This window comes from Paenibacillus sp. FSL R5-0341 (assembly GCF_037975235.1).
Lineage (GTDB): Bacteria > Bacillota > Bacilli > Paenibacillales > Paenibacillaceae > Paenibacillus > Paenibacillus amylolyticus_A.
In genome coordinates this window covers 2,388,970-2,412,463 of the sequence record NZ_CP150241.1, presented here as the reverse complement: position 1 = coordinate 2,412,463, position 23,494 = coordinate 2,388,970, and the positions used below count along the sequence as shown (strand labels likewise).

Annotated in this window: 27 protein-coding genes; all 27 read right to left on the bottom strand. The window is 44.7% G+C overall.

Going from position 1 to position 23,494, the window contains the following annotated elements; genetic code table 11:
- Nucleotides 1-60: 60 nt before the first annotated feature.
- The 27 genes from tsf to flgG all read right to left on the bottom strand — a co-directional run bounded on the left by tsf (nucleotide 61) and on the right by flgG (nucleotide 23,449).
- Nucleotides 61-711 carry a translation elongation factor Ts gene (gene tsf, locus MKX75_RS11000; protein ID WP_062833819.1) on the bottom strand — a complete coding sequence of 217 codons (651 nt, stop codon included), beginning with the start codon at nucleotides 709-711 and terminating at the stop codon, nucleotides 61-63.
- Nucleotides 712-826: 115 nt separating this feature from the next.
- Complete coding sequence (gene rpsB, locus MKX75_RS10995; RefSeq protein WP_017689155.1) at nucleotides 827-1,525, bottom strand: 30S ribosomal protein S2; 699 nt, start codon at nucleotides 1,523-1,525, stop codon at nucleotides 827-829.
- 295 nt (nucleotides 1,526-1,820) lie between these two features.
- Complete coding sequence (locus MKX75_RS10990) at nucleotides 1,821-2,447, bottom strand: endolytic transglycosylase MltG (protein WP_076330685.1); 627 nt, start codon at nucleotides 2,445-2,447, stop codon at nucleotides 1,821-1,823.
- Nucleotides 2,448-2,450: 3 nt separating this feature from the next.
- Complete coding sequence (locus tag MKX75_RS10985) at nucleotides 2,451-3,035, bottom strand: hypothetical protein (protein ID WP_076330684.1); 585 nt, start codon at nucleotides 3,033-3,035, stop codon at nucleotides 2,451-2,453.
- A gap of 65 nt (nucleotides 3,036-3,100) precedes the next feature.
- Entirely contained in the window at nucleotides 3,101-3,415 is a 315-nt protein-coding gene (locus MKX75_RS10980) for a hypothetical protein (protein WP_062833816.1), read from the bottom strand.
- 52 nt (nucleotides 3,416-3,467) lie between these two features.
- The gene (locus MKX75_RS10975; protein WP_076330683.1) at nucleotides 3,468-4,877 is read right to left on the bottom strand and encodes a FapA family protein; all 1,410 of its coding nucleotides are present in this window, start codon (nucleotides 4,875-4,877) and stop codon (nucleotides 3,468-3,470) included.
- 61 nt (nucleotides 4,878-4,938) lie between these two features.
- Entirely contained in the window at nucleotides 4,939-5,727 is a 789-nt protein-coding gene (locus MKX75_RS10970) for a FliA/WhiG family RNA polymerase sigma factor (protein WP_017689160.1), read from the bottom strand.
- A 15-nt stretch (nucleotides 5,728-5,742) separates the two neighbouring features.
- The gene (locus MKX75_RS10965) at nucleotides 5,743-6,186 is read right to left on the bottom strand and encodes a hypothetical protein (RefSeq protein ID WP_062833814.1); all 444 of its coding nucleotides are present in this window, start codon (nucleotides 6,184-6,186) and stop codon (nucleotides 5,743-5,745) included.
- Nucleotides 6,187-6,190: 4 nt separating this feature from the next.
- Nucleotides 6,191-6,688, bottom strand: a complete 498-nt coding sequence (locus tag MKX75_RS10960; protein WP_062833813.1) for a chemotaxis protein CheD — start codon at nucleotides 6,686-6,688, stop codon at nucleotides 6,191-6,193.
- The gene (locus tag MKX75_RS10955; RefSeq protein WP_139331862.1) at nucleotides 6,681-7,301 is read right to left on the bottom strand and encodes a chemotaxis protein CheC; all 621 of its coding nucleotides are present in this window, start codon (nucleotides 7,299-7,301) and stop codon (nucleotides 6,681-6,683) included. The genes MKX75_RS10960 and MKX75_RS10955 overlap by 8 nt, the downstream gene beginning before the upstream one ends.
- 10 nt (nucleotides 7,302-7,311) lie before the next feature.
- Nucleotides 7,312-7,773 (bottom strand): chemotaxis protein CheW, encoded by a 462-nt coding sequence (locus tag MKX75_RS10950; RefSeq protein ID WP_062833811.1) that lies wholly within the window; start codon nucleotides 7,771-7,773, stop codon nucleotides 7,312-7,314.
- Nucleotides 7,774-7,814: 41 nt separating this feature from the next.
- A complete protein-coding gene (locus MKX75_RS10945) occupies nucleotides 7,815-9,887 on the bottom strand; it encodes a chemotaxis protein CheA (protein WP_339169603.1) in 2,073 nt (690 codons plus the stop codon).
- Between the two features lie 32 nt (nucleotides 9,888-9,919).
- Nucleotides 9,920-11,362: a chemotaxis-specific protein-glutamate methyltransferase CheB gene (gene cheB / locus MKX75_RS10940; RefSeq protein WP_145146932.1), complete on the bottom strand. Its 1,443-nt coding sequence runs from the start codon at nucleotides 11,360-11,362 to the stop codon at nucleotides 9,920-9,922.
- A 32-nt stretch (nucleotides 11,363-11,394) separates the two neighbouring features.
- The gene (locus MKX75_RS10935) at nucleotides 11,395-12,282 is read right to left on the bottom strand and encodes a MinD/ParA family protein (RefSeq protein ID WP_339169602.1); all 888 of its coding nucleotides are present in this window, start codon (nucleotides 12,280-12,282) and stop codon (nucleotides 11,395-11,397) included.
- Nucleotides 12,279-13,631, bottom strand: coding sequence for a flagellar biosynthesis protein FlhF (gene flhF, locus MKX75_RS10930; RefSeq protein WP_339169601.1), 1,353 nt, complete (start codon nucleotides 13,629-13,631; stop codon nucleotides 12,279-12,281). Before flhF ends, MKX75_RS10935 begins: the two co-directional genes overlap by 4 nt.
- Nucleotides 13,628-15,661, bottom strand: a complete 2,034-nt coding sequence (flhA, locus tag MKX75_RS10925; RefSeq protein ID WP_062833806.1) for a flagellar biosynthesis protein FlhA — start codon at nucleotides 15,659-15,661, stop codon at nucleotides 13,628-13,630. The genes flhF and flhA overlap by 4 nt, the downstream gene beginning before the upstream one ends.
- Nucleotides 15,662-15,686: 25 nt before the next feature.
- Nucleotides 15,687-16,796 (bottom strand): flagellar biosynthesis protein FlhB, encoded by a 1,110-nt coding sequence (gene flhB, locus MKX75_RS10920; protein WP_076330677.1) that lies wholly within the window; start codon nucleotides 16,794-16,796, stop codon nucleotides 15,687-15,689.
- Nucleotides 16,793-17,581 (bottom strand): flagellar biosynthetic protein FliR, encoded by a 789-nt coding sequence (fliR, locus tag MKX75_RS10915; RefSeq protein WP_076330676.1) that lies wholly within the window; start codon nucleotides 17,579-17,581, stop codon nucleotides 16,793-16,795. Before fliR ends, flhB begins: the two co-directional genes overlap by 4 nt.
- A gap of 10 nt (nucleotides 17,582-17,591) precedes the next feature.
- Nucleotides 17,592-17,861, bottom strand: coding sequence for a flagellar biosynthesis protein FliQ (fliQ, locus tag MKX75_RS10910; protein WP_076330675.1), 270 nt, complete (start codon nucleotides 17,859-17,861; stop codon nucleotides 17,592-17,594).
- A 25-nt stretch (nucleotides 17,862-17,886) separates the two neighbouring features.
- Nucleotides 17,887-18,642, bottom strand: a complete 756-nt coding sequence (gene fliP / locus MKX75_RS10905; RefSeq protein ID WP_076330674.1) for a flagellar type III secretion system pore protein FliP — start codon at nucleotides 18,640-18,642, stop codon at nucleotides 17,887-17,889.
- Nucleotides 18,639-19,175, bottom strand: a complete 537-nt coding sequence (locus tag MKX75_RS10900; RefSeq protein WP_175623671.1) for a flagellar biosynthetic protein FliO — start codon at nucleotides 19,173-19,175, stop codon at nucleotides 18,639-18,641. Before MKX75_RS10900 ends, fliP begins: the two co-directional genes overlap by 4 nt.
- Before the next feature lie 11 nt (nucleotides 19,176-19,186).
- Complete coding sequence (locus tag MKX75_RS10895; RefSeq protein WP_017689175.1) at nucleotides 19,187-19,552, bottom strand: response regulator; 366 nt, start codon at nucleotides 19,550-19,552, stop codon at nucleotides 19,187-19,189.
- A 28-nt stretch (nucleotides 19,553-19,580) separates the two neighbouring features.
- Nucleotides 19,581-20,855: a flagellar motor switch phosphatase FliY gene (fliY, locus tag MKX75_RS10890; protein ID WP_076330672.1), complete on the bottom strand. Its 1,275-nt coding sequence runs from the start codon at nucleotides 20,853-20,855 to the stop codon at nucleotides 19,581-19,583.
- Nucleotides 20,845-21,843 (bottom strand): flagellar motor switch protein FliM, encoded by a 999-nt coding sequence (gene fliM / locus MKX75_RS10885; RefSeq protein WP_076330671.1) that lies wholly within the window; start codon nucleotides 21,841-21,843, stop codon nucleotides 20,845-20,847. Before fliM ends, fliY begins: the two co-directional genes overlap by 11 nt.
- Before the next feature lie 40 nt (nucleotides 21,844-21,883).
- On the bottom strand, nucleotides 21,884-22,345 hold the full coding sequence (locus MKX75_RS10880) for a flagellar basal body-associated FliL family protein (RefSeq protein ID WP_076330670.1): 462 nt from the start codon (nucleotides 22,343-22,345) through the stop codon (nucleotides 21,884-21,886).
- Nucleotides 22,345-22,566, bottom strand: coding sequence for a flagellar FlbD family protein (locus MKX75_RS10875; protein WP_024630220.1), 222 nt, complete (start codon nucleotides 22,564-22,566; stop codon nucleotides 22,345-22,347). Before MKX75_RS10875 ends, MKX75_RS10880 begins: the two co-directional genes overlap by 1 nt.
- Before the next feature lie 67 nt (nucleotides 22,567-22,633).
- Entirely contained in the window at nucleotides 22,634-23,449 is an 816-nt protein-coding gene (gene flgG / locus MKX75_RS10870; RefSeq protein ID WP_062833797.1) for a flagellar basal body rod protein FlgG, read from the bottom strand.
- Between the last annotated feature and the right edge of the window lie 45 nt (nucleotides 23,450-23,494).

Sequence of the window (23,494 nt, the reverse complement as noted above, 5' to 3'; positions counted from 1 at the left end):
AAGTTTCATCATTCTTATATCTTCGAAAATCAATCCTGCTTGCCGGTTTATAAAACCGTCTTATTTGTTTACTTGGGACATTACTTCTTCTACGAAGTTGTCAACTTTTTTCTCAAGACCTTCACCCAGTTCGTAACGAACGAAACGACGGATGGAGATATTTTCACCGATTTGGCTGATTTTTTCGTTCAGCAATTGGGAAATCGTTTTGTCTGGATCTTTAACGAAAGTTTGTTCCATCAGGCAGTACTCTTCGTAGTATTTACCGATACGGCCTTCAACCATTTTTTCAATGATTTTCTCTGGTTTGCCTTCGTTAAGAGCTTGAGCTTTCAAGATTTCTTTTTCTTTTTCCAGCTCTTCTGTAGGAACTTCTTCGCGTGTAACGAATTTAGGATTAGCTGCAGCGATTTGCATAGCTACATCTTTAACGAAATCCTTAAATTGATCCGTTTTACCAACGAAGTCTGTTTCACAGTTAACTTCAACCAGGACACCAATACGTCCACCAGCGTGGATGTAAGATTCTACAACGCCTTCAGTTGCTGCACGGCCTGCTTTGCTTGCTGCTGCAGAAAGACCTTTCTCACGCAACAATTCAGCTGCTTTCGTTACATCACCGTTTGCTTCTTCCAGTGCTTTCTTACAATCGAGCATACCAGCGCCCGTTCTTTCGCGAAGTTCTTTTACTGCACTCGCATTAACTGCCATTATAAATTCCCTCCAAAATTAAGTATTGTACGTACACTCTAAAAAAAGGGCAGTGAGAGGTTATCCACCTGCCAACCACCCTTTTCATTTAGTTTATTGCATATGTTCGAATCTATTAAGCGGAAGTTTCTTCGCCTTGGTTAGCTTCGATTACAGCATCAGCCATTTTACCTGTCAGCAATTTAACAGCGCGGATCGCGTCGTCATTACCTGGGATAACATAATCGATCTCGTCCGGATCGCAGTTAGTATCAACGATACCAACAATTGGGATACCCAATTTGCGAGCTTCCGCAACAGCGATACGCTCTTTGCGTGGATCGATGATGAACAGGGCGCTTGGCAGGCCTTTCATATTTTTAATACCGCCCAAGAATTTCTCCAGACGATCTTTTTCTTTGCGAAGCAAGATTACTTCTTTTTTAGGCAATACAGCGAATGTACCGTCTTCTTCCCAAGCTTCCAACTGTTTCAAACGATCAATACGTTTTTGAATAGTTTGGAAGTTAGTCAGGGTACCGCCGAGCCAGCGTTGGTTAATGTAGAATTGACCAGCACGTTCAGCTTCTTCTTTAACGGAATCTTGAGCTTGTTTCTTAGTACCCACGAAAAGAATTTTACCATTCTCTCCTGCGATTCCTTTAACGAAGTTGTAAGCCTCTTCGACTTTTTTCACCGTTTTTTGCAAATCGATGATATAAATTCCGTTTCTTTCAGTGAAGATATAACGATCCATTTTTGGGTTCCAACGACGAGTCTGGTGACCGAAGTGTACCCCAGCTTCGAGAAGCTGCTTCATGGAGATTACTGCCATCTTCACACACCTCCTAGTATGGTTTTATTGTGTCCTCCGCCGGCATCATTTTTCGCCAAGACTCTCCATAAGGAAAGCACCCTCAACAAAATTAGCACATGCGTGTGTTTTAACACCGTTATCTAATATAGCACAATTGACAGCCTGATGCAACACTCTTTGAAACTAAATCTACTTCTATACTTATTGCTTCTAACCTAGCATTCTATACTTCAACTGAAACTTAACATTGCTTAATATTGGATTTTCAAATCATACGATTAAACATGCAAAAAACCGTCCTGTCCGAGCATGCTCAGCTTGACGGTTCTTTTGTAATTTTTGCGATAATGGATTTGAAGCTTTCGCCTTTTTCAAGCGCATAAGTACCCACTTGGATTTTGGTGTTGATTCGCTCGGCTTTGCCAGCCTTTATGAACGCTTGCGCATCATCAACGATTCCAGCGGTTTTTAGATTCGCTGCAACGATCGCCAGACTATTGCCTGAACGTACTTTGAACGATACCGTTGCACCTTTCGGATTGCTCGGCGTTGCAGGTTCTGTTGTCTTCGGCTCAGTTATTTCTTTCTGCCCTTCAACTTCACTTGTAGCAGGATCTTGTGGCTTCTCAGGCTCGGCAGGTGTCTCCGTAGAGGTTACGGTCTCAGGAGGTGTTGCTGTATTCCCCTGCAACTCACTGCTCTCCTGTTTTCTCTTTGCCACCCACTCTGCTTCTGTGTATAATTCTTCTTCAGAACCTACCAATTTCATATCCAGGCTTTTCGCGACTGTTTCCAGCTGTTCTTTCGTCATATTGGCAGTCTGCTCAGGGTCAAGGTTACTATCAGATAATGCATTTTGTCCTACTGTGGCCAGTTGAAGCAAAACTGCACCTATAATCATGCCGCTCCCCAGACCAATCCATAAGGATCGCTTGTCCATGACTTAGCTTTCCTCCCGTTCTGCCAGTTGCAGTATTAACTGTACCTCACCACGCTGAATGCCTGTCTGCTTGGATATGGCATCCATCGACTTACCCTCTGCATGTAAATTAAAGAGTTCTACATATCGATCTTTAATCGATTCACGCCCAGGTAAAGATTCGACTTTGCTGGTCGGCAAATCTGCTTCTAACGCCTGTTGGGCCGCCTCTGCTTGCACACTTTTCACGAGCGCTTGTGCTTGCAAACCTTCGGAAGCTTGTACGGGTACATTACCTGAGTGTGGAACATGTGATGCAAGAGGTTCGTTTATGTTGTTCTGTTCCAGCTGATCCAATCGTTGCTGTAATTCCTTGAGTTGCGATTGCAAACGTTGATCCGCCGCTGTCGCTTCTCCCTTCATCTCAGCCACACGTTGAATGAGAGCATCATTATCATTTTCAATCTCGGTCATGTAATGCTCAAGCGTAGATTCCATCTCCTGCACCAGTTGATGCCCTGGCTCCTGCGCCTTGTTTTTCCTAGGCATGATATATGCGTAGGCAATAGCGCAGGCTCCTAAGATGACAATAATGATCCATGGTGACAAATTGGGTTCTCTCCTTCTGATTCAACCATCGGTGCGCAAGACTGCATGTCCATCACAATTATCTATTATAAAGACAGATCAATATGTTTTCCTTTGTACGGGTGCTCTGCAGGTTTGACGGTTTCCTGAACCTGAGCAGTTTCCTGTCCATCGGAACCGCTCTGCTGATCCCCATCATTGGTATGACCATCACGCACCGAAGTCTGTGAAGTTTCGTCCATTGCTTCACTTCTTTGCCTTGCTTCGTTTGCTTCTTTCGCCGTTTGCTCTGCCAAGAGATTCTGATCTGTAATCGGCCTCTGCTGGGCTTCACTTTGATAACGTCCCGCCTCGCTTGTTCGTGGTACCGCAATCTGCAACTCCACTGCTTTGAAACTCATACGCTCACCTCACGGTTTCGAATGGATTTCTTCATGTGCCTGAATGCTGTACTTAAACGTATGGAACCATCGTAATATCGCCATCGTGATAATAAAATGAAATTCGACTGACTGGATCTTTAATAAATTTCGTGTATCTGCCGATAACTATTTTAGAGCCTCCATAAATCACCTTCAAAATATCAACACGAGCCATGCTTGTATCTTCAAGTGCCTTTTCAATTTCAAAGATGCGCATTTTCGTTTCTTCACTCACACGAAGAGCCGATTTCTGCGTAGCACTCAACTTGATTCGCATCGACATCTTATCTGGGCTTAATTGTCCAGCGGCAGCTAACTGATCCAACAAGGTCAAAGCCTTCTTCGTTTTGTCCAAGGAATCCATCTGCTCTCTGACTTCCTTGCGCAAATCATTCAGTTCGTTACGCAGCTTCGGCAGCACACCAACTTCAATGGCAGTCACCGTGGACATACTGTTGCCTACAACACGCGCTGAGACGTTCTGACCAGCCTGAATTGAGCCGCCAACGATAAGACCTTTGGTACCTGCACAGATGACACCATGGCCAGCACGAATATTAGAGTGCATAATACTTTGGGAAACCAAAACATCTTCACCGGCATCCACGTTGCCTTCTTGAATAAAGGTACATTTAACATTATGGCCTGCTTGTACCAGTCCTTTGTTATAACCAATAATGCCACCGGTAATTTCGATTGAACCACCTGCTTCCAGGTCCGCTCCTTCGACACCTCCGACGACACGAATATCACCTGCTGCTTTTACTTTAAATCCGGTAAGTACGTTGCCTCGTATGACAACTGTGCCTACAAAGTCGATATTACCATTATTGTAGTCAACGTCACCATTGACTTCATAAACCGGAAATACATTCAGTTTATTACCATCCGTTTTGGTAACGAGCCCATCCAATGCAGCATACATTGCAGAACCGTCCGGGTTAACCACAACGTTTTTCCCGACTTTAAAGCGAGCTTCTTTTCCGGAACGGTAAGGAATTTCCTCGCCTGTTACTGCCCTGCCTGGTATGCCATCACCAGGAGCGATTCGCTCTGCAATGATCTGACCACTGCGAACATTGTTTAACCGGGTCACTTCTTTGTAATCGACAGTTCCATCTTCCGATTCGAGTGGTCGTCGTTCGTTCGTATCATCCATCCCTACCAGGATCTTGATGAATCCATCTGTTCCCTGAATAGGAGCGACACCTTCGGCAATCTTGTATTTATCTTTTACATAGGTTTCAGGGTTACTCACAAAAAGTAATAATGCCTCTCGTAATACACCTTGCTTGATACTCTTTTCCGCCACAAATTGTTCAAGTTCATCGATCGTGCAGGCAAAGCCTTCTTCCTCTTTGGAAAACTCAAGGTAGGCTGTGCATTTGTCGTCCGATAAAACAATGTTTAAACATTGTTCCAAAGCAGTCCGCTGTGTCACTCCAGTTCTTCCCCCTTTTAGACTTTCCACTCCCCATACTCCAATATATTACTTCTCTCTATTAATCTTTACGCATCAACAAATCTTTCTGTTTGTCCAACGTGCCGCGTAATCGTAATATTGCCTTGGAATGTAACTGGGATATACGAGACGGAGAAAGTGACATAACCTCTGCGATTTCACTAAGAGAAAGATCTTCGTAATACAAGAGTGAAACAACTGTCCGCTCTTTTACCGTCAACTTGTCCAGCCCTTGCACCAAAGCTTCCTTTAAATAAAACTCATTCACTTTATAATCCGGATTTTTAGCTTTCTCATCCACCATTAAAGACAGACGCGTCTCAGACTCTTCTTCACGAATCGGGTCCTCCAGCGAGCAAAGTGACATGACCGCCACTTCCTGAAGCATATGTTGAAAATCTTTGGTGGACACGTCCAGATACTCACTCATTTCCTCATCACTAACGGACCTGAGATAGCTTTGTTCCAGCTGTTGATAGGCGTCTTCAATGCGCTTGGCCTTCTCCCGAACAGAACGCGGAACCCAATCACCTTGACGCAGACCATCAAGAATAGCTCCGCGGACCCTCCATGATGCATAGGTTTCAAATTGTAGACCACGTTCATAGTCGAATTTTTCCAATGCATCAATCAATCCCATAACGCCATTACTCTCCAAATCATCTTTGGGAACATTTTTAGGCAAACCGACTGCCAGGCGACCGGAAACATAATTTACAATGTGAAGATACTTTTCAATCAAAGTTTTCTTGGCTTCAAGATCTCCATGTTCTTTCCACTTTTCCCACAGATCAGAATGGTTCAAATGTGAAGCTTTACGCTCGTTCAATTGCTTTCACCCTCCTTATTTGTCTGTCAGGTGACGAACGGCCTGCGCCAGTTCCTCCGGATCCTTGGTCCGGACAAGTTTAGGCGGATCCAAAGGGGCGAATCCCGTTGGAGCTTTCGTCTCAGATGGCGGAAGATCGTCCCCAGATGAAGCGTTCTGTCCACTCTTGAGCAAGTCATTCAGCTCTTGTCCATCGTCTTCGAGTTTAATGTCCACCTGTGAACCTCTTTGATCTTGAGCATTTGGTGAATCATAACCATACCCATTTCCCTGGGCCTGAGGGTTCAGCAACAATCCCAATCCCCAGCGTAAACCATATGCAAGGACAAACCAGGCTACGAATCCGATCAATCCGCGAATTAAACTGGTCGTCAGCACATTGCTGCTGTATGCTACAAAAAAAGTAAGAATAAATCCAACGATGCCTGCTCCAAGATTAATGCGGTAGTTTCCTATCATAGTCTTATAGTTCCTTTACACCCATTTGTACACTTCGAATAGTCAAAAGGCCAGTTTCACAATCCATTTCAATCGTTCGTCCATAATTACCACCCGTATCTTCTGCAAGAAGGGGGATTTTGAGTTTTTGCAGCCACTCTCGACAAGAATCTGCATTCCGTGGTCCAATGCGCATCGTATCCCCAGCACCAGCAAAGGCAAACATCTGGGAGCCTCCGGCCATTTTAGAAACGATACGTGAGTGAGAAGCGCCTAATTTTATCATCTTTTCCAAAAGCTCAGGCAACGCCGTATCCGCATATTTGGCAGTGTTCAGTTTCCCTTCACGGGCAATCTCGGAAGTAGGAAGCATGACATGCGCCATTCCAGCCAGCTTCAAATGTGGGTCATACATTGTTAATCCCACACACGAGCCCAGACCAGTCGTACGGATTACGCCAGGAAGATGAGCGATGTTTAAATCCGCCATACCGACTTTAACGACGCTTTTGTCCTCAATCATGGCTCAGTGGCACCCCTAGCGATTCAAATATCTTTGCAAATGATGGCGGATCTGGAATCAGGAAAAATTGACCCTCAACCTGATCTTCACCTTCAAAGAAAGATGTGTCAATCAACAATGCATCGTCACCCATCTCGCCGAATTGCAGCAAGCCATAGCTCAGAATGGCACCCGCCATATCAATGGCAAGTCCAGGAACGGTTGGATACATGGACAACTTCGTGAAATCTGCCAAAGAAGAAAGATATGATCCAGCCAAAATATTTCCAATTTCAGAAAGCGCTGATTGCTCCATATCTGTGAAAGCAAGTCCTTCTTTCAAATCAAATCCGGCAAGTCTATTCAACAACATTTTAGCAGCCTCTGGTGTCATCATAAAGAAAAGATTTCCCGGTGCTTCCCCTTCTACACGAAGAAATACGGTAACAACGATGCGTTCATCCCCGCCCACTTTTTCGGCAACTTCTTCAAACGGGAGCATTTGTACTGTAGGTACACCCATGTCAATCGGTCTGTTGAGGAGTTGAGACAACGCCGTTGCGGCGTTGCCTGCTCCAATGTTACCGACCTCTTTGAGCACATCCATCTGGAATACCTCAAATCGGTTGAACATCTCCACGGTACTAGCCCTCAACACTTTCCAGCTGTACAATCTCGCTTTTATTTAATACTTCGTTCAGGTTAAGCATGATCAGCAAGCGTGAATCCTCCAATTTGGCCACACCACGCAGATATCTCGCTTTGACGCCGCCAACCACTTCTGGTGGGCTATCGATCGCGCTGCTCTTGATATCAATAACATCATTGGCAGAATCTACGATAAAGCCAACTTGCATGTCGTCTACACCAACGATAACAATACGAGTCTGATCCGTATACTCCGATTCAGGAAGGGAGAAACGACCGCGTAGATCGATGACCGGAATTACAACACCGCGTAGATTAATGACTCCTTTGACAAAAGAAAGTGTCTTGGGAACACGGGTAATTGGCATCATGCGCTCAATCGTCTGAACTTTATCTACCTCAATACCATACTCTTCGGTACCCAATTTAAAGACGATGACTTTCAACTCTTCTTCCATGTAAAAAACCTCCCTATTAAATGTAAGACTTAGCTATATGCTTATTTAATAAATGCATTAGGATCAAGAATCAGGGCTACTTGTCCATCTCCGAGTATGGTTGCTCCAGAGATTCCTTCAATAGCAGGCAGATACGTTCCCATTGATTTGAGAACAATCTCACTCTGTCCAATAAATTCCTCAACAGCTACAGCTGCAAGACGGTCACCTTTGCGAATCACGACAATTTCTGTTTCCTGCTCATCAGCATCATTGAAATCCGGTACGGAGAACACTTCGCTCAAGGACAAGTATGGAATCAGTGACTCACGGAACGTGATCATTTTATTGCCGTGAATATTGCGAACCTGTTCACGCTGTACAATGGCTGTCTCTACAATGGAGGATAATGGAACAGCATATTTCTCTGAACCAAGTCGTACAAGCATTGCAGCGATAATGGAAAGAGTCAACGGAAGTTGAACAGAGAAGTTCGTGCCTTTGCCTGGAGTCGAATGAATCGTTACATTACCGCCAAGCGAAGTGATCTTCGATTTTACTACATCCAAGCCAACGCCCCGGCCAGAGATATCCGAGATAATATCAGCAGTACTAAAACCTGGTGCAAACAACAGCTGATTCACTTCATCATCGCTCATCTTGGCACCTTGTTCTTCGGTTACAACTCCACGTTTGATCGCGGTTTTCAGGAGCTTGTCGCGATAAATTCCTTTACCATCGTCTTCAATCTCGATAAATACGTGATTTCCACTGTGGAAAGCGCGCAGGTTTACTGTACCCATCTCTGGTTTACCAGCAGCTATACGCTCTGCAATGGATTCCACACCATGGTCAACCGCGTTACGCAGCAAATGCACCAACGGATCACCAATCTCATCAATTACGGTACGATCCAGTTCCGTCTCAGCACCTGTAATCACCAGATCGATTTTTTTATCAAGTGTCTTAGCCAAATCACGGATCATGCGCGGGAAACGATTAAATACGGTATCTACGGGAACCATCCGTAATTTCAATACAATGTTTTGCAAATCTGTGCTCACTCTGCTTAAATGTGCTACCGTATCGGATAAATCATTGTTGCCTGTCTCACTGGCCAGTTGCTCCAGACGTGAACGGTCAATCAATAATTCACTGAACAAGTTCATCAATACATCGAGGCGTTCAATATCGACACGAATGGTACGTGAAGGTGCAGCAGCTTGTTTCGGCGCAGCTGTTTTGGCTGGTGCCGTCTTCGATTCTTCTTTGGATGCAGCATTCTTATCCGGTGAAGCAACCTCAGCTAAAGTAGTCGGTGCGGTTGGCGCTTCAACTGTGGCTGCGACCTGATTGGCCATCTGCTGAAGAGTCTCCTGATCCAATTGGATCAGCTTTGCACTCTCAATTTCAGAGATACTCATGATGCCTTCTTCCAGTTCGTGCGCCTCTTTAGTTGTTATGTAATACAACGAGAAACTGCGCTCAAACTTCTCCTGCTCAATATCCTGAACGGATGGGTAAGCCTTAACGACTTCACCTGAACGCTCGAGCATATCAAAGACCATATAAGCCCGAACACCTTTTAACTGGCTATGCTCACTAACAAGCACATCTACATAAAATACACGGTGTCCTTCAGCAATCGACTGATCCAGCACTGAATATTGGAATTCATCCAGCTCCACAGCCGAAGCAATTGAAGCGTTAGCCGGTTTATTTTTTTCAGTTGCAGGAGCATCTCCGCTTGTCATTTCACCATTTTCAATGGCCTGAAGTGAAGCTACGATAGCGGACACATCCGCTTTACCTTGTCCACCTTCGGTAATATCCTGAACCATAGTTTCCAAAGCATCCAGACTCTTGAACATGGTATCAAAAATGTAATCCTGCATTTTCAACTTCTCATTACGCACCAGGTCCAGCACATTTTCCATTTTATGTGTCAGTGATGCCAAATCTTCGAAGCCCATCGTTGCCGCCATACCCTTCAGGGTATGAGCAGAACGGAAAATGACCTGAACTATTCCCAGATCTTCCGGATTGCCTTCAAGTTGAAGCATGTTTTCGTTAAGGGATTGCAGATGATCATTAGACTCATCAATAAACATGGATAAATATTGGTTCATGTCCATTGTGAGGCACCTCCTCCGTGAGTTACACTCCGTTATTTCACTGCTTGAACAAGTTTAGACGCGATCTCCTGCAGTGGCAGAAGATGACGAACGCATTGCAGCTCTACAGCAGAACGCGGCATACCATATACAACACATGTTTCTTCATTCTCGGCAAAGGTTGATGTAACTCCAGCTTCGTATAATCTCTTCATCATACGTGCTCCATCACTTCCCATTCCCGTCAGCAAAACAAGATGCCTTTGTAAAGATGTAAACGGCAGAAGCGACTCAAACATTGTATCCACTGAAGGTCTATGTCCATTCACTGGTTGATCTTCAGTCAGCTTCACGATAAACTTCCCGTCCGCTGTTTTGTTAACTTTCACGTGGAATCCGCCAGGTGCTATATAAGCAGTCCCTTTTTTCAGGACCATACCCTCTTCAGCTTCAACCACATGCAGGGGACTGAACGTATTCAATCGTTGAGCCAGAGAACGGGTGAAATTGGGCGGCATATGCTGCACAATAATGACCGGTGCTGGCAAATCAGCAGGCAACTGCTCGAGCAATGTCTTGAGAGCCCTAGGGCCACCCGTAGAACAACCTATCGCCACAAGCTTGTTGAACGACCCTTCCGGGCCCCCTGCACCTTTTGGAACAGGATTAGATTTGGCTAAATCCTTGGTTTTTGCAGAGGCAGAAGTTGCTGCTATTTGATCAGCTGCCACCCGAGCTGCATTAGGTAGTCGAATTTCCTTAGGAGTCTGTACTGGATTAGCTGACCTCACTGCTTTTTCTGCATTTGTCCCCGAATTACGCTCTGACTTCGGCAAAGGCTCTGTTTTATTCTCTACGCGGCCTGGTTTCGAAGGTGATATTGGCGCAATGGGTTTCTTTGATTTAGCCTGAAAGACTTCAGTCCGCTCTCGTATAGAGCGTTGGTCCGTCTGAGCAGGTTCGATCGTTTTTTTCACAGGCTCCACTCGATCCCTGGCTGGCATTTCTTTCTGCACTGGCTGAGTTGGGGGAGCAACCGTTCCTCGCAACATGTCTCTGTTTTTCATGGATAAATCACGATCAGCTTTTCGTTTGATCTCATTCATCGCAGCACGCATGCGCTCAACCAAGGCTTTACCAACTTGAGCGATATCCTGGTCATGTACAATGGATGGTTTGCGAATGAAGTCAAATGCCCCTGCTTCAAGCGCCATAATGGTTTCTTTCATGCCTTGTTCATTGATACCAGATAACATAATCACAGGAACGAAGGATTCCTTCATAATTGATTTTAATGCGTCCAACCCATTCATTTCGGGCATCTCAACGTCCATTGTGATAATATCCGGTTTCAATTCTAGCGATTTTTGAATAGCTTCCCTACCATTTGATGCCGTTGCCGTTACCTTAAATTCCGAATCCGCTTCAATTAAATCCGTAACAATCTTACGCATAAAAGCGGAATCATCGACAACCAATACTTGATACACCGCCATGTTGTGTCACCCCTGTTTCCTTTATTCAGAAATCATGTTGTTCGTTTAAGCCACTTATTCATAAATCCCCTGATTCCTGTCAAGGTTCCGGACTCCGGAGTTGCAGGTACAGCCAAATAACGAAGAGCAAGTTTCTCTATATCCTTGGAGGCTTTGGCATTGGGATACGCCAGACTGTAGGGCATTTGTCTTTTAACTGCCTTGACTACCTGTGCGTCTTCAGAAATATACCCAAGTAGCGGAATATCCGTCTGCAAAAACCGCCTCGCCACTCCAGCTATTTTATCTGCCACCCGTTCAGCTTCCCGTTCGTCTTCCACCCGGTTAACGATCATCCGAAAGGGGGTAGCATTTTCCTGGCCGTGCATAACTTTGACTAAAGCATAAGCATCGGTTATTGAAGTCGGTTCAGGTGTGGTTATAATCAGGCATTCATCGGCAGCACCGATAAACGTCATATTCTCTCTGGAAAGACCTGCCCCTGTATCGAAAATGACATAGTCCATTTCCTGAGCAATATCCTCCACTTGACTGGCGAAGAACTCCAGATCACGGTCAGACAATAAAAATAGTTCTTTCATACCTGATCCTCCAGCAATGTAAGGCAAGCCGCTGGCACCCAGTTGTATGATCTCCCTTATGGATTTTTGTCGGTACAACAGGTGGTAAAGATTATAGGATGAAGACGTACCCATAAGAACATCGATATTAGCCATTCCAATATCAGCATCAAACACCAGTACCTTTTTCCCTAAAGCCTGTAATGCCAGTGCAAAGTTCAGTGTGAAATTGGATTTCCCAACACCTCCCTTACCACTAGCTACAGTAATGATTTTAGAGGAACGGATATCTCGCTCAATGCCTTCCATTTCCAATGGCGCCGAGACCATACTTCGAAGTGAAGCTGCCTGATCCTTCATTGTGTCCATTCTCCCAGCAACTGTTTAGACAGCGAATCTGCATCCGGCTTCAACAAATCGTCTGGAACATTTTGTCCGTTTGCCACATACGCAAGCTTGAGTGGAAAACGATGCAACAGGTTAAATAGCGGACCGCAGCTCCCAGTTTCATCCATTTTGGTGAAAATCACCTTATCCAGGCCATATTTACTGAAATGTTCTGTGATCTGAACCATATCCGCACTTTTGGAAGTCATGCTCATGACCAAAAAGGTTTCACTATTCTCGACAGGAGCAAGCAAACTTTGCAGTTCCGAGACAAGTAATTCATTTCTGTAGTTTCTACCTGCTGTGTCCATAAAGATCAGGTCACAATGCTCTAATCGAGAAATGGCACGTTGTGTATCACCGGGCGATTGTACCACCTCAAGTGGAACATTGAGTATAGATGCATACGTTCTAAGCTGTTCTACCGCCGAGATCCGATACGTATCAGATGTAATGAATCCAACTTTACGTTGTTTTTTGAACATTTGTTCGGCCGCCAATTTCGCAATTGTCGTGGTTTTCCCTACACCGGTTGGTCCAGCTACATAAACGATTCGAGTGGTAGGAAGAATGCCTTCGTCAATACGTTCTTCCAAGAAGTGCACGACCTCAAGTTTTACAGCTTGTTCTATATCCTGTTCCTTCGATCCATCCTCAGACCATTTTGCTTGTATTAAATCAAACCAGGATTCCCACACTTCAGGCCAAACCTCTTGTTCTGTCAAACGTTCTCGGATCGTATGCAGTTCCTCTGGCACAGCATCCGCAGAAGTACCTTGCTTTGAAAGCTTGGTCACCATGTGTTTAAGATCCTGCAATTCAGTCATCAACTTGTCCTGCTGCAGGTCTGAGACAGTTTGCTTCGTCGCAGTTGTTGAACCCGAAAAATCCGCCCCTTGCGGTCGCGGTTTATGATCCGTGCTCGAAGAACCTGAGCCGCTGTCTATGATTGAACCGAGCTTACTCAATTCAACCATAGACGGCGCAGCCGCAGATGTTTCCTGTGCACTTTGATCAGCTATATTCGTTGTAGCCGACTCATCCGAAGTCGCAACAAACGAACGAGCTGTTTGCCGATAGGCCTCAGGTACAAATGCACGAGGTACAGGTGTGAATTGATTTTGTACTGGCTTCGTCGTTTGCTTGTTTTCTTCCTTATCCACTGCAGCTACAACTTCGATCCTTTTTTTGCGGAACATTCCCATCACACCGCCCACCTTGATCTCTTTAGTGGACAGAATGACGGCATCACTTCCCAGGTCTTTGCGAATTTGAAGCATAGCTTCGGGCATGGTCTCAACAACGTATTGTTTTACTCTCATAAGTTCACCACCCCGATACTTTGAATTTCAACATTCGGCTCCAATTCGCTGTAGGAAAGTACAGGAATGTCCTGCATAGTACGTTCAATAACCTGACGCAGATACATCCGAATAGTTGGAGAAGTTAATACAACTGGTTGTTGACCTGATTGAATCAAACGGTTCACTTGTTCACTCAGCTTCTGATACACACTTTGTGTAGATACAGGGTCTAACGCAAGATAGCTACCTTGATCCGATTGTTGCACACTTTCAGCAATTTTCTTCTCAAGACCAGGTCCAACCGTAATCACTCGAAGTGTCTCACCTTTTTGTGAAAACTGCTGAGTAATCTGACGTGAGAGGGATTGTCTAACGTATTCAGTCAGAACATCAGGATCTTTCGTATACGTACCATAGTCAGCAAGTGTCTCGAAGATGGTAACCATATCACGAATAGATATTTTCTCACGCAATAACTTGGCAAGCACTTTCTGCACATCACCAATGGAAAGTAGAGAAGGGATCAGTTCATCCACCAGTGCAGAATAGTTCTCTCTCAGATTATCCACAAGTGCTTTCGTCTCTTGTCTTCCAAGTAACTCATGCGCATGTTTCTTAATCAGTTCCGTCAGATGTGTCGCCACAACGGATGGCGGATCTACGACCGTATACCCTGCAAGTTCCGCTCTGTCTTTGGTTACTTCGTCAATCCACAGTGCTGGAAGTCCAAAAGCAGGCTCTGTGGTTTCAATACCTGTCACGGACTCCTCATCATAGCCTGGACTCATGGCAAGGTAGTGATTCAACAACAGTTCTCCGCCGCCTACTACGTTACCTTTGATTTTGATAACATACTCATTAGGTCTGAGCTGGATATTATCTCGTATCCGTATGACCGGAACAACCAATCCCAGTTCAAGAGCACACTGCCTCCGAATCATAATGATTCGATCCAATAAGTCCCCACCCTGCTGATTATCAGCCAGCGGGATTAAACCATAACCAAATTCAAACTCAATAGGGTCAACCTGGAGCAAGTTAATTACACTTTCAGGACTTCTGACCTCTTCAATCTGCTGTTCTTCTTCCAGCTGTTCTTCCGCTTCCTGTTTCAAATTCAAATTATTCTGCATTCGCCATGCGGCAAATGCCAGCACGCCTGCCAACGGAAGCGTAGTAATAACATGAATAGGTGTGAAGAAACCCAGCATGGCAATAACGAAAGCTACAATATAAATGAGTATTGGATATGTAAACAGTTGCCCCGTAATATCCTCTGCCAAGTTTCCTTCAGATGATGCTCTTGTAACGATGAGACCTGCTGCCGTTGAAATAAGAAGAGCAGGAATCTGGCTAACCAATCCATCTCCTATAGTTAAAACGGAATACGTGGCAAGTGACTCAGCAAAATCAAGACCATGCACAGTCATCCCGATGATGAATCCACCAATCAGATTGATCAGGAGGATGATAATACTTGCAATGGCATCTCCTTTTACGAACTTACTTGCTCCATCCATTGCTCCATAAAAATCGGCTTCGCGTTCAATTTTGGAACGACGCTCACGAGCTTGTTGCTCGTTGATCAGACCCGCATTCAGATCCGCATCGATACTCATTTGTTTACCAGGCATCGCATCGAGGGTAAATCGAGCAGCAACTTCAGCTACACGCTCCGAACCCTTGGTAATAACGATAAACTGAACGACAACCAAGATCAAAAACACGATAAATCCAATCGCAATTTGCCCTCCGGCAATCCAACTACCAAAGGTAGCAACAACGGCTCCAGCATCCCCTTCACCAAGGATTAGCTTGGTTGTCGAAATGTTTAGTGCCAGCCGGAACAGTGTGGTGATCAGCAGCAAAGCTGGAAAAATGGAAAACTGCAACGCTTCTTTGCTGTTCATGGCAACAAGGAGTATCATCAGTGCAATTGAAATATTGACGACGAGCAACATATCCAATAACCAGATTGGGATCGGGAGAATCATCATCAACACAATGCCGATAATACCCGCAAGGACAGCTAAATCTTTTGTTTTCAATGAATGTACGGCCTCCGATCCCCTTTTATTTCGTTCTGCCCTTTAGTTTATATACATAAGCCAGCACTTCAGCTACCGCTTGAAACAAATCGGCCGGTATGGCATCACCAATCTCGGCTCTCTGGAACAATGCCCGTGCCAGCGGCTTGTTTTCCATCGTAATAACACCGTGCTCTTTGGCAATTTCCTTTATACGCAAAGCGACATAATCCTGACCTTTGGCAATAATCTGCGGTGCCTCCATCTCGGAACCTTCATACTTTAGCGCAACCGCAAAGTGGGTCGGGTTCGTAATGATTACATCTGCATTCGGTACTTCCTGCATCATTCGCTGCATAGCCATACGACGCTGGCGTTCCCGGATTTTACCTTTGATCAGCGGGTCACCTTCCATTTTCTTATACTCGTCCTTGATATCTTGCTTGGACATTCGGATATTCTTCTCATAATCATACTTCTGGTACATGTAATCAAATATAGCAAGTACCAACAAAGCTACGGCAATTTTGACTCCAAGACTTAAAGTGATTGAAGCAGCAAAATGTAAAATAGCATCCATTGAAAAATGAGAAAGCGATGCAATATCGGACTGGTAACTTGTAATCGTGCTAAACACAAGATAGCCGATGATGGTCATCTTCAAAATGGACTTAGCAAATTCAACTAAAGAACGAAGAGAAAAAATATTTTTGAATCCCTTAATGGGATTCAACTTCTCCAGTTTCGGCTTCAGGCCTTCACCTACAAGTAGAAAACCTACCTGCATGTAGTTAACGATCAAAGCAACTAATGCCACACCCAGCAGAACAGGAGCAAGCAACAACATTACTTCTACACCGTATCGCATCATGAGCGACATTACATTTTCATCGGTGACTTCCATGCTCAACCGATTGATGAAGATATCCGTGAAGAGTCGAACCGTACGCTCCTTGTAGAAATCACTGAAAACCATCATGATTAAAAAGGTGAACAAGAGGATTGAGGCACCGGATATCTCCATGCTTTTGACAACTTGTCCCTTTTTACGTGTATCCTGTCTCTTTTTCGGGGTAGCTTTCTCCGTCTTTTCCCCTGAAAACAACTGGAGGTCGAGTTGAAGTTTCATTCGAATCTTGTCCTCCGTTTCACTCATCCCGGCCTTTGCCCAATGGTCCCAAGCAATTTTTCCATGGATCTGAACATTACTTCGAACAATTGACCAAATACAAAGGCGAAGCTGGGAACCAGCAAAAGCAAAATAGCAAGCCCGACGAGCACTTTAAGCGGCATTCCGACAGCAAACACATTAAATTGAGGAGCCGTTTTTGCCAAAAATCCTAATCCTACATCCGTCAAAAACAAAGCAACTACCATTGGTGCCGCCATCTGAAAAGCAAGCATGAATGATTCTCCTAACGTACGAATCAAAAATTCAGCAATACTCCCATCGGCCAACCTTAGAAAAAATGCATTTGACAACGGGATCCAGCGATAACTGTATATGAGGGCATCCAGCAGATAATGATGACCATTCATGGTTAGAAATAAGAGTACTGCGAAAGCATATTTGAAGTTACCTGTGAGCGGTGCTGAAGCGCCTGTCATCGGATCATAAACGTTCGCAATACCAAAACCGATTTGAATATCAATGAAAGCACCTGCTGTCTGTACAGCCGTCATCAATAGGTACGCAACAAACCCCAAGAGCAAACCAATCAAAATCTCTCTGATGATGAGCAAAATATAACTCAGATCTGTAGGTACGGTCTGGTTTATCCCATATATCAGATAAACAGTCAATGTGACAAAAGCAGACAACCCAATTTTGATTGAAGCCGGTACATTTCGAGCCGAAAAAATCGGTGCAGTTACAAAAAATGATGTGATTCGACAAAACATAAGCAGAGCGACAGGGAAACTTTGCAATAATGTCTCCATCTGCTAAAGCCTACCCTATGTATCTGTATAAATTATCGAGAATGTTGTACGTGAAATCGACCAATATATTCAAGATCCAAGGTCCAAACAAAAGCACTGCCAGAAGCACTGCAACAATCTTGGGCACAAAAGCTAATGTTTGTTCCTGTATTTGAGTGGTGGCCTGAAAAATACTGATTGCAAGTCCTACAACCAGAGCTAGTATAAGCATGGGTGCGCTGGCCAGCAATGACGTGTATACCGCTTTCCCGGCCAGACCTATAATAAATTCCGAAGTCATGACCGTCCTCCTTTAACTTTCCGGATCAAGTATTAAAACTCAGCAACAGTGACTTGACTACCAGATACCACCCGTCCACAAGGACAAAGAGCAGTATTTTGAAAGGTAATGAGATCATGACTGGCGGAAGCATCATCATCCCCATTGCCATGAGTGTACTCGCGACAACAATGTCTATCACCAGAAACGGAATGAAAATCATAAACCCCATCTGGAATGCTGTCTTCAACTCACTGATTACATATGCCGGCACCATAACAGTAATCGGAATATCCTGGTAGGTATTTGGCTGTTCAGTCTGATTGTACTTCATAAATAGCAACAGATCTTTTTCTCTGGTGTGAGTAAACATAAATTTCTTTATGGGATCCGCTGCTTTTTCAAGTGCCTCGGTTTGCGTAAGGTCTCCCTGGAGATAGGGCTGAAGCGCTACCTGATTTATGGAAGACAACGTCGGCGACATAATGAAAAGTGTCAGAAATAGCGCCAAACCTACCAGCACCTGATTGGGCGGCATTTGTTGTGTACCCAGAGATGTACGTACAAAACCGAGTACAATGACAATTCGAGTAAAACTGGTCATCAGTACAAGCATTGCTGGTGCAATGCTAAGCACCGTAATTAACAGAATAATGGACAGTGAACTCGTGCTTGGTGTGCCTCCGTCACCGTTTCCGATTTGAATATCAATATTCGGGATCGGTTCGGCAAAGGCAACCGTGACAGATGCCAGACTGATAAGTCCCATTAAACAACACGCTAACCAAATCTTTTTCTTCATGAATCCCTCGACCGATCTGTAGTATTGTCTTTATCCAGGAGCTTCTCCATCTTCTCTTTACGGTTAGGCATCTGCCGAAGTTTGGATTCAAACATTTCGTGAAAAGAAGTTGTGTCCTCCAGTTCCATTTCCCGCGGCGGTTCATCTTTACGGAAGCGTTTTGTGAGTTTGGCGATGAGAGGCGAGAGATTCCCTTGTTGTGCAGCAGCATCTCGTTCGAATGAGTCAATGATTCTTTGCGCCTCTTCCGGATCCGAGACCTTATCTATCAACTGGATGTCTTCACCTACACCAAGCAGATATACACTCCCACCAATTTCTATAATTTGCAGCGACTTATTTTGTCCCAGTCCAACCCCGCCCAGAGTACGAATTGTGCCGTCCCGGAACATTTGCTGATTCCGTTTGTTTAAAAACCGGATCAGATAAACAATAAGGACCAGGATGACGGCCAGGACAACAATCACCCATACAAGCTGTAAATAATAATTGGCTCCCGCGCCAGCTCCTTCTGGAAAATCACCCTGAGCCATCATCATGTCTCTTAAACGCCCAGTGTCTTGCTAATTGCTTCGATAACCCGGTCAGATTGGAAAGGTTTAACGATGAAATCTTTGGCACCTGCTTGAATAGCGTCGATTACCATCGCTTGTTGACCCATCGCAGAGCACATAATCACTTTTGCGTTAGCATCAATCTTTTTGATTTCTTTCAAAGCTGCAATACCATCCATCTCAGGCATCGTGATATCCATTGTGATCAGATCCGGACGAAGCTCTTTAAATTTCTCAATTGCTTGTGAGCCATCCTGTGCCTCACCAACAACCTCATACCCATTTTTGGACAAAATGTCCCGGATCATCATTCTCATAAATGCAGCGTCGTCTACGACTAAAATTCGGTTTGCCATCTTGATTCAAGTCCTCCCTAAATTGTGCTTATTGTAATTTCTGAATTCGGTCCCATTGGCTAACGATATCTATAACACGAACACCAAAGTTTTCGTCAATAACGACAACTTCTCCCTTGGCGATCAGTTTGTTATTCACCAAAATATCGACAGGTTCACCGGCTAACTTATCCAGTTCGACAATCGAACCCTGTGACAGTTCCAAAATATCTTTAATTTGCTTCTGGGTCCTTCCTAATTCTACGGTGACTTTAAGGGGAATGTCCATCAATAAATTCAAATTGTTTTCGTCTACCTGACCATACGCCCCATTTTGCAAATTGGCGAATTGAACTGGCTGTACGTTAACATTCCTATTTGGCATTCCACCGTAATGTTGAGGTGCACCATAAGGTTGCTGCGGCGGCATGCCATACGGCTGCTGTGGCGGCATTCCTTGCGGCATACCCATTGGAGCTTGTCCATACCCGTTGTAGTCCTGAGCAGGCTGTTGTGGAGCCTGTGGAGCCTGTTGGTGCTGAACGGGTGGTTGCTCCGCAACGGGTGGTGGCGTTGCTGGTACAGCTGCTGGTGCAGGTTCAGGTGTTGATGCCACCGGTGCGCTTGCAGTTGACTCCTGAGCGCCTCCAATCAGCATGTCTACCATGTTTTTGGCAAAATGTACTGGAAGCAACTGCATCAGATTGGAATCGATCAGATCCCCGATTAACAGACGAAATGAAACTTGAATCAGCGTCTCATCTTCTGGAAGGTTACTTACGCCCTCACCACTCTCCAAATTGAGAATATCGATTCCCGGTGGGGAAATATTCACAAAACGGTTAAAGATCGTGGACATAGAAGTAGCAGAGGAACCCATCATCTGGTTCATCGCTTCCTGTACGGCACTAATATGGATTTCATTCAGTTCTTCATCTGCCGGATTTCCTTCGCCACCCAACATCAAATCAGCGATGACTTGAGCATCTCTCTTCTTGATAACAAGCGAGTTAATGCCTTCGAATCCATCCACGTAATTCACATGAACGGCAACATGCGGTTTAGGAAAAGCTTCTTCAAACTGTGTTCGACTAATGATGGAAACCTTAGGTGTTGTAATATCTACTTTTAGGCCCAATAGCGTGGACAAAGCTGTTGCCGCGCTACCAAATGTGATGTTGCCAATCTCCCCCAAGGCATCCTGCTCCAGCTCGGTCAAAAAATCATCAACCGTCTTCTCAGCAGGTTCCGAGCTATTTATCGATTCCGATTGCCTGAGCAAAGCATCGATTTCTTCTTGGGATAAATAATCCTTACTCGTCAAATTCTTCAACTCCTTCGGTGACAATCTCGTCTATTTGCACAGCCACACGGTCTTTGATTGTTCCCGGACTGCCCATGTATTTCAGTTTGTCACCCACTTTAATGGAAAGTCCCTCATCAACTGGTTTGTTCAACGTAATGACATCACCAACGGACAGGCCCAAAAATTCTGCAATTGAAATTCTGGATTCTCCCAATTCCGCAACGATGGGTAATTTGGCTTTGTTCACACGTTCTCTTAGAGCTTCATATTCTTCCGGCGCTCTCGTTTTCTTCTCTGAAACAAACCACTGATGAGTTGACAACCGTGACATAATAGGTTCAAGAACGACATGCGGAATACATAGATTGATCATGCCTGTCGTGTCACCAATTTTGGTACTGAGCGAGATCAGAGCAATGGTCTCATTGGGAGATACAATCTGCATAAATTGCGGATTGGTCTCCAGCGCTTCCATCCTTGGGGAAATATCCAACACAGTCTTCCATGCTTCTTGCAAACTTTCAAATGCACGGCTGAATATCCGCTCCATGATAGTCGTCTCAATCTCCGTCATCGATGCGATCTTGGTCGGAGCACTTCCGGTTCCACCAAGCAGGCGATCCAACATCGCATATCCCACGTTCGGATGGACTTCCATCACCATTCTTCCCTGTAGTGGCTCCGCTTCAAAAATGTTCAATATCGTCATCTTAGGAATAGAACGGATAAACTCATCATAAGGCAACTGTTCGACCTGAACGACATTGATTTGAACGAACGTCCGCAGTTGGGCTGAAAAATAAGTGGTGAGAAAGCGTGCAAAGTTTTCGTGAATACGAGTCAAGCTTCGAATATGGTCTTTGGAAAAACGTACTGCCCGCTTAAAATCATACGATCTAATTTTCTTCTGAGTTTCTTCCTTCTTCAATTCTTCTGCGTCCATTTCACCAGAAGAAAGGGCTGCTAATAGGGCGTCAATCTCATTTTGTGATAATACATCCACCATGTTCTCACCCCCTTACAGGTCTACAGCGTGTTCTGTTCATTTACATCGGTGCCATCACAAAAGCTGAAAAACTAGTGCTGCTCAACTTACCTTCAGGTAAAGCTTCATTAATGAGTCCAGTCAATCTCTCATTAAATTGTACTCGGCCCTTCGCTGTAGCCAGCTCCTCAGACTTGGTATCCGCAAATGTCTGAATGATAATAGGCTTCACTGTAATTTCTTTAATTTTCTCAAAATCTTCTTTGGCTGTTTTGTCTGACAACTTGAAGGAGAAGCTGACAACTACAACATGATCTGTATCAGCCAAGTTGGTTTTAATTTCTCCAAGCTCTGAGGAAACTTCTACAATCTCATCCGCAGTCATCCTCTTGGCTTCAGAAGCTGCAGCAGTATGTGTGTCATTCTTATTCCCATTCTGTCCTTGCATAAATACAAACACAACCACCACAATGAGTGTTATTGCCAGCAACATCGTTGCAAGCCAGGGCATCATCTTTTTCATCAGGATTCCTCCGTTTGCTGCACTTTGATAGTGGCTGCCTGAACCCCGATTTCACGGTTGTAATCTTTAATTTTGGAAATAACTTCATCGGCTTTCTCAAGCACAATCAGTCTCTTTCCAGTTACCAGAGTAATATACGTGTCCGGCGTCTCTTCCACAATCTCAACCATCAGCGCATTTAACCACATGGGAGAACCATTTAACCGCGTAACCGAAATCATGCTAAGCCCCCTCGATCAGAGTGGGAGGAGCAAGCTCCTCCACATTTTAAAAATCACCAATCAGCTATTAACGTTTCAGGTTAACAACTTCCTGAAGTATTTCATCCGACGTTGTAATGATCCGTGAGTTCGCCTGGAATCCACGCTGAGCTACGATCATTTCAGTAAACTCTCCAGTCAGATCCACATTAGACATTTCGAGCTGTCCGGCAATGATTGCTCCTGTTCCGTCCTCAGCACTGTTCGCTGTCAATGGTTCAAGTGCCCCATCCGGATTCGCGTTCGCTGTCATACGGTACAAGTTGCCCCCAATTTTCTCAAGACCTTCCGGATTGACAACTTTACCTATGCCAATCTGCGGACCCGCTTCGATGGTTCCGTCTGCCATGGTCTGGTTAATCGTTCCATCCTGACCAATGGTGAAGGAAACAACGTCGTCTGGAATAGTAATATTTCCACCACCGTTATCCAGAACAAACAATCCATCCGATGTCAAAAGGTTACGCGCAGCATCCACATGGAAATCCCCCGCACGAGTCAGGTAAGGTACTTCTTGATCTTCACTCAAACGTACAAGGAAGAATCCATCTCCATTAATCCGAAGATCTGTTGGATTATTCGTTGTCATGGGGCTACCTGCCAGATGTAGCGTATCAATTGAACCTACTGTTACACCAAGACCGATTTGTTTCGCATTAACACCACCAGATGCATCGCCAGGGGCAGTAACCCCTGCCGTAGTTTGGCTCATAATATCCTTGAACATAACCCGACTGCCTTTGAAGCCAACCGTGTTTACGTTCGCAATATTGTTACCAATTACGTCGAGTTTGGTTTGAAAACCCCGCATCCCGGAAACGCCTGAGTACATTGATTTCAACATTTTTTAAAAATCCTCCCAGTCTTCATTTGGTTACCGCATCAGTCG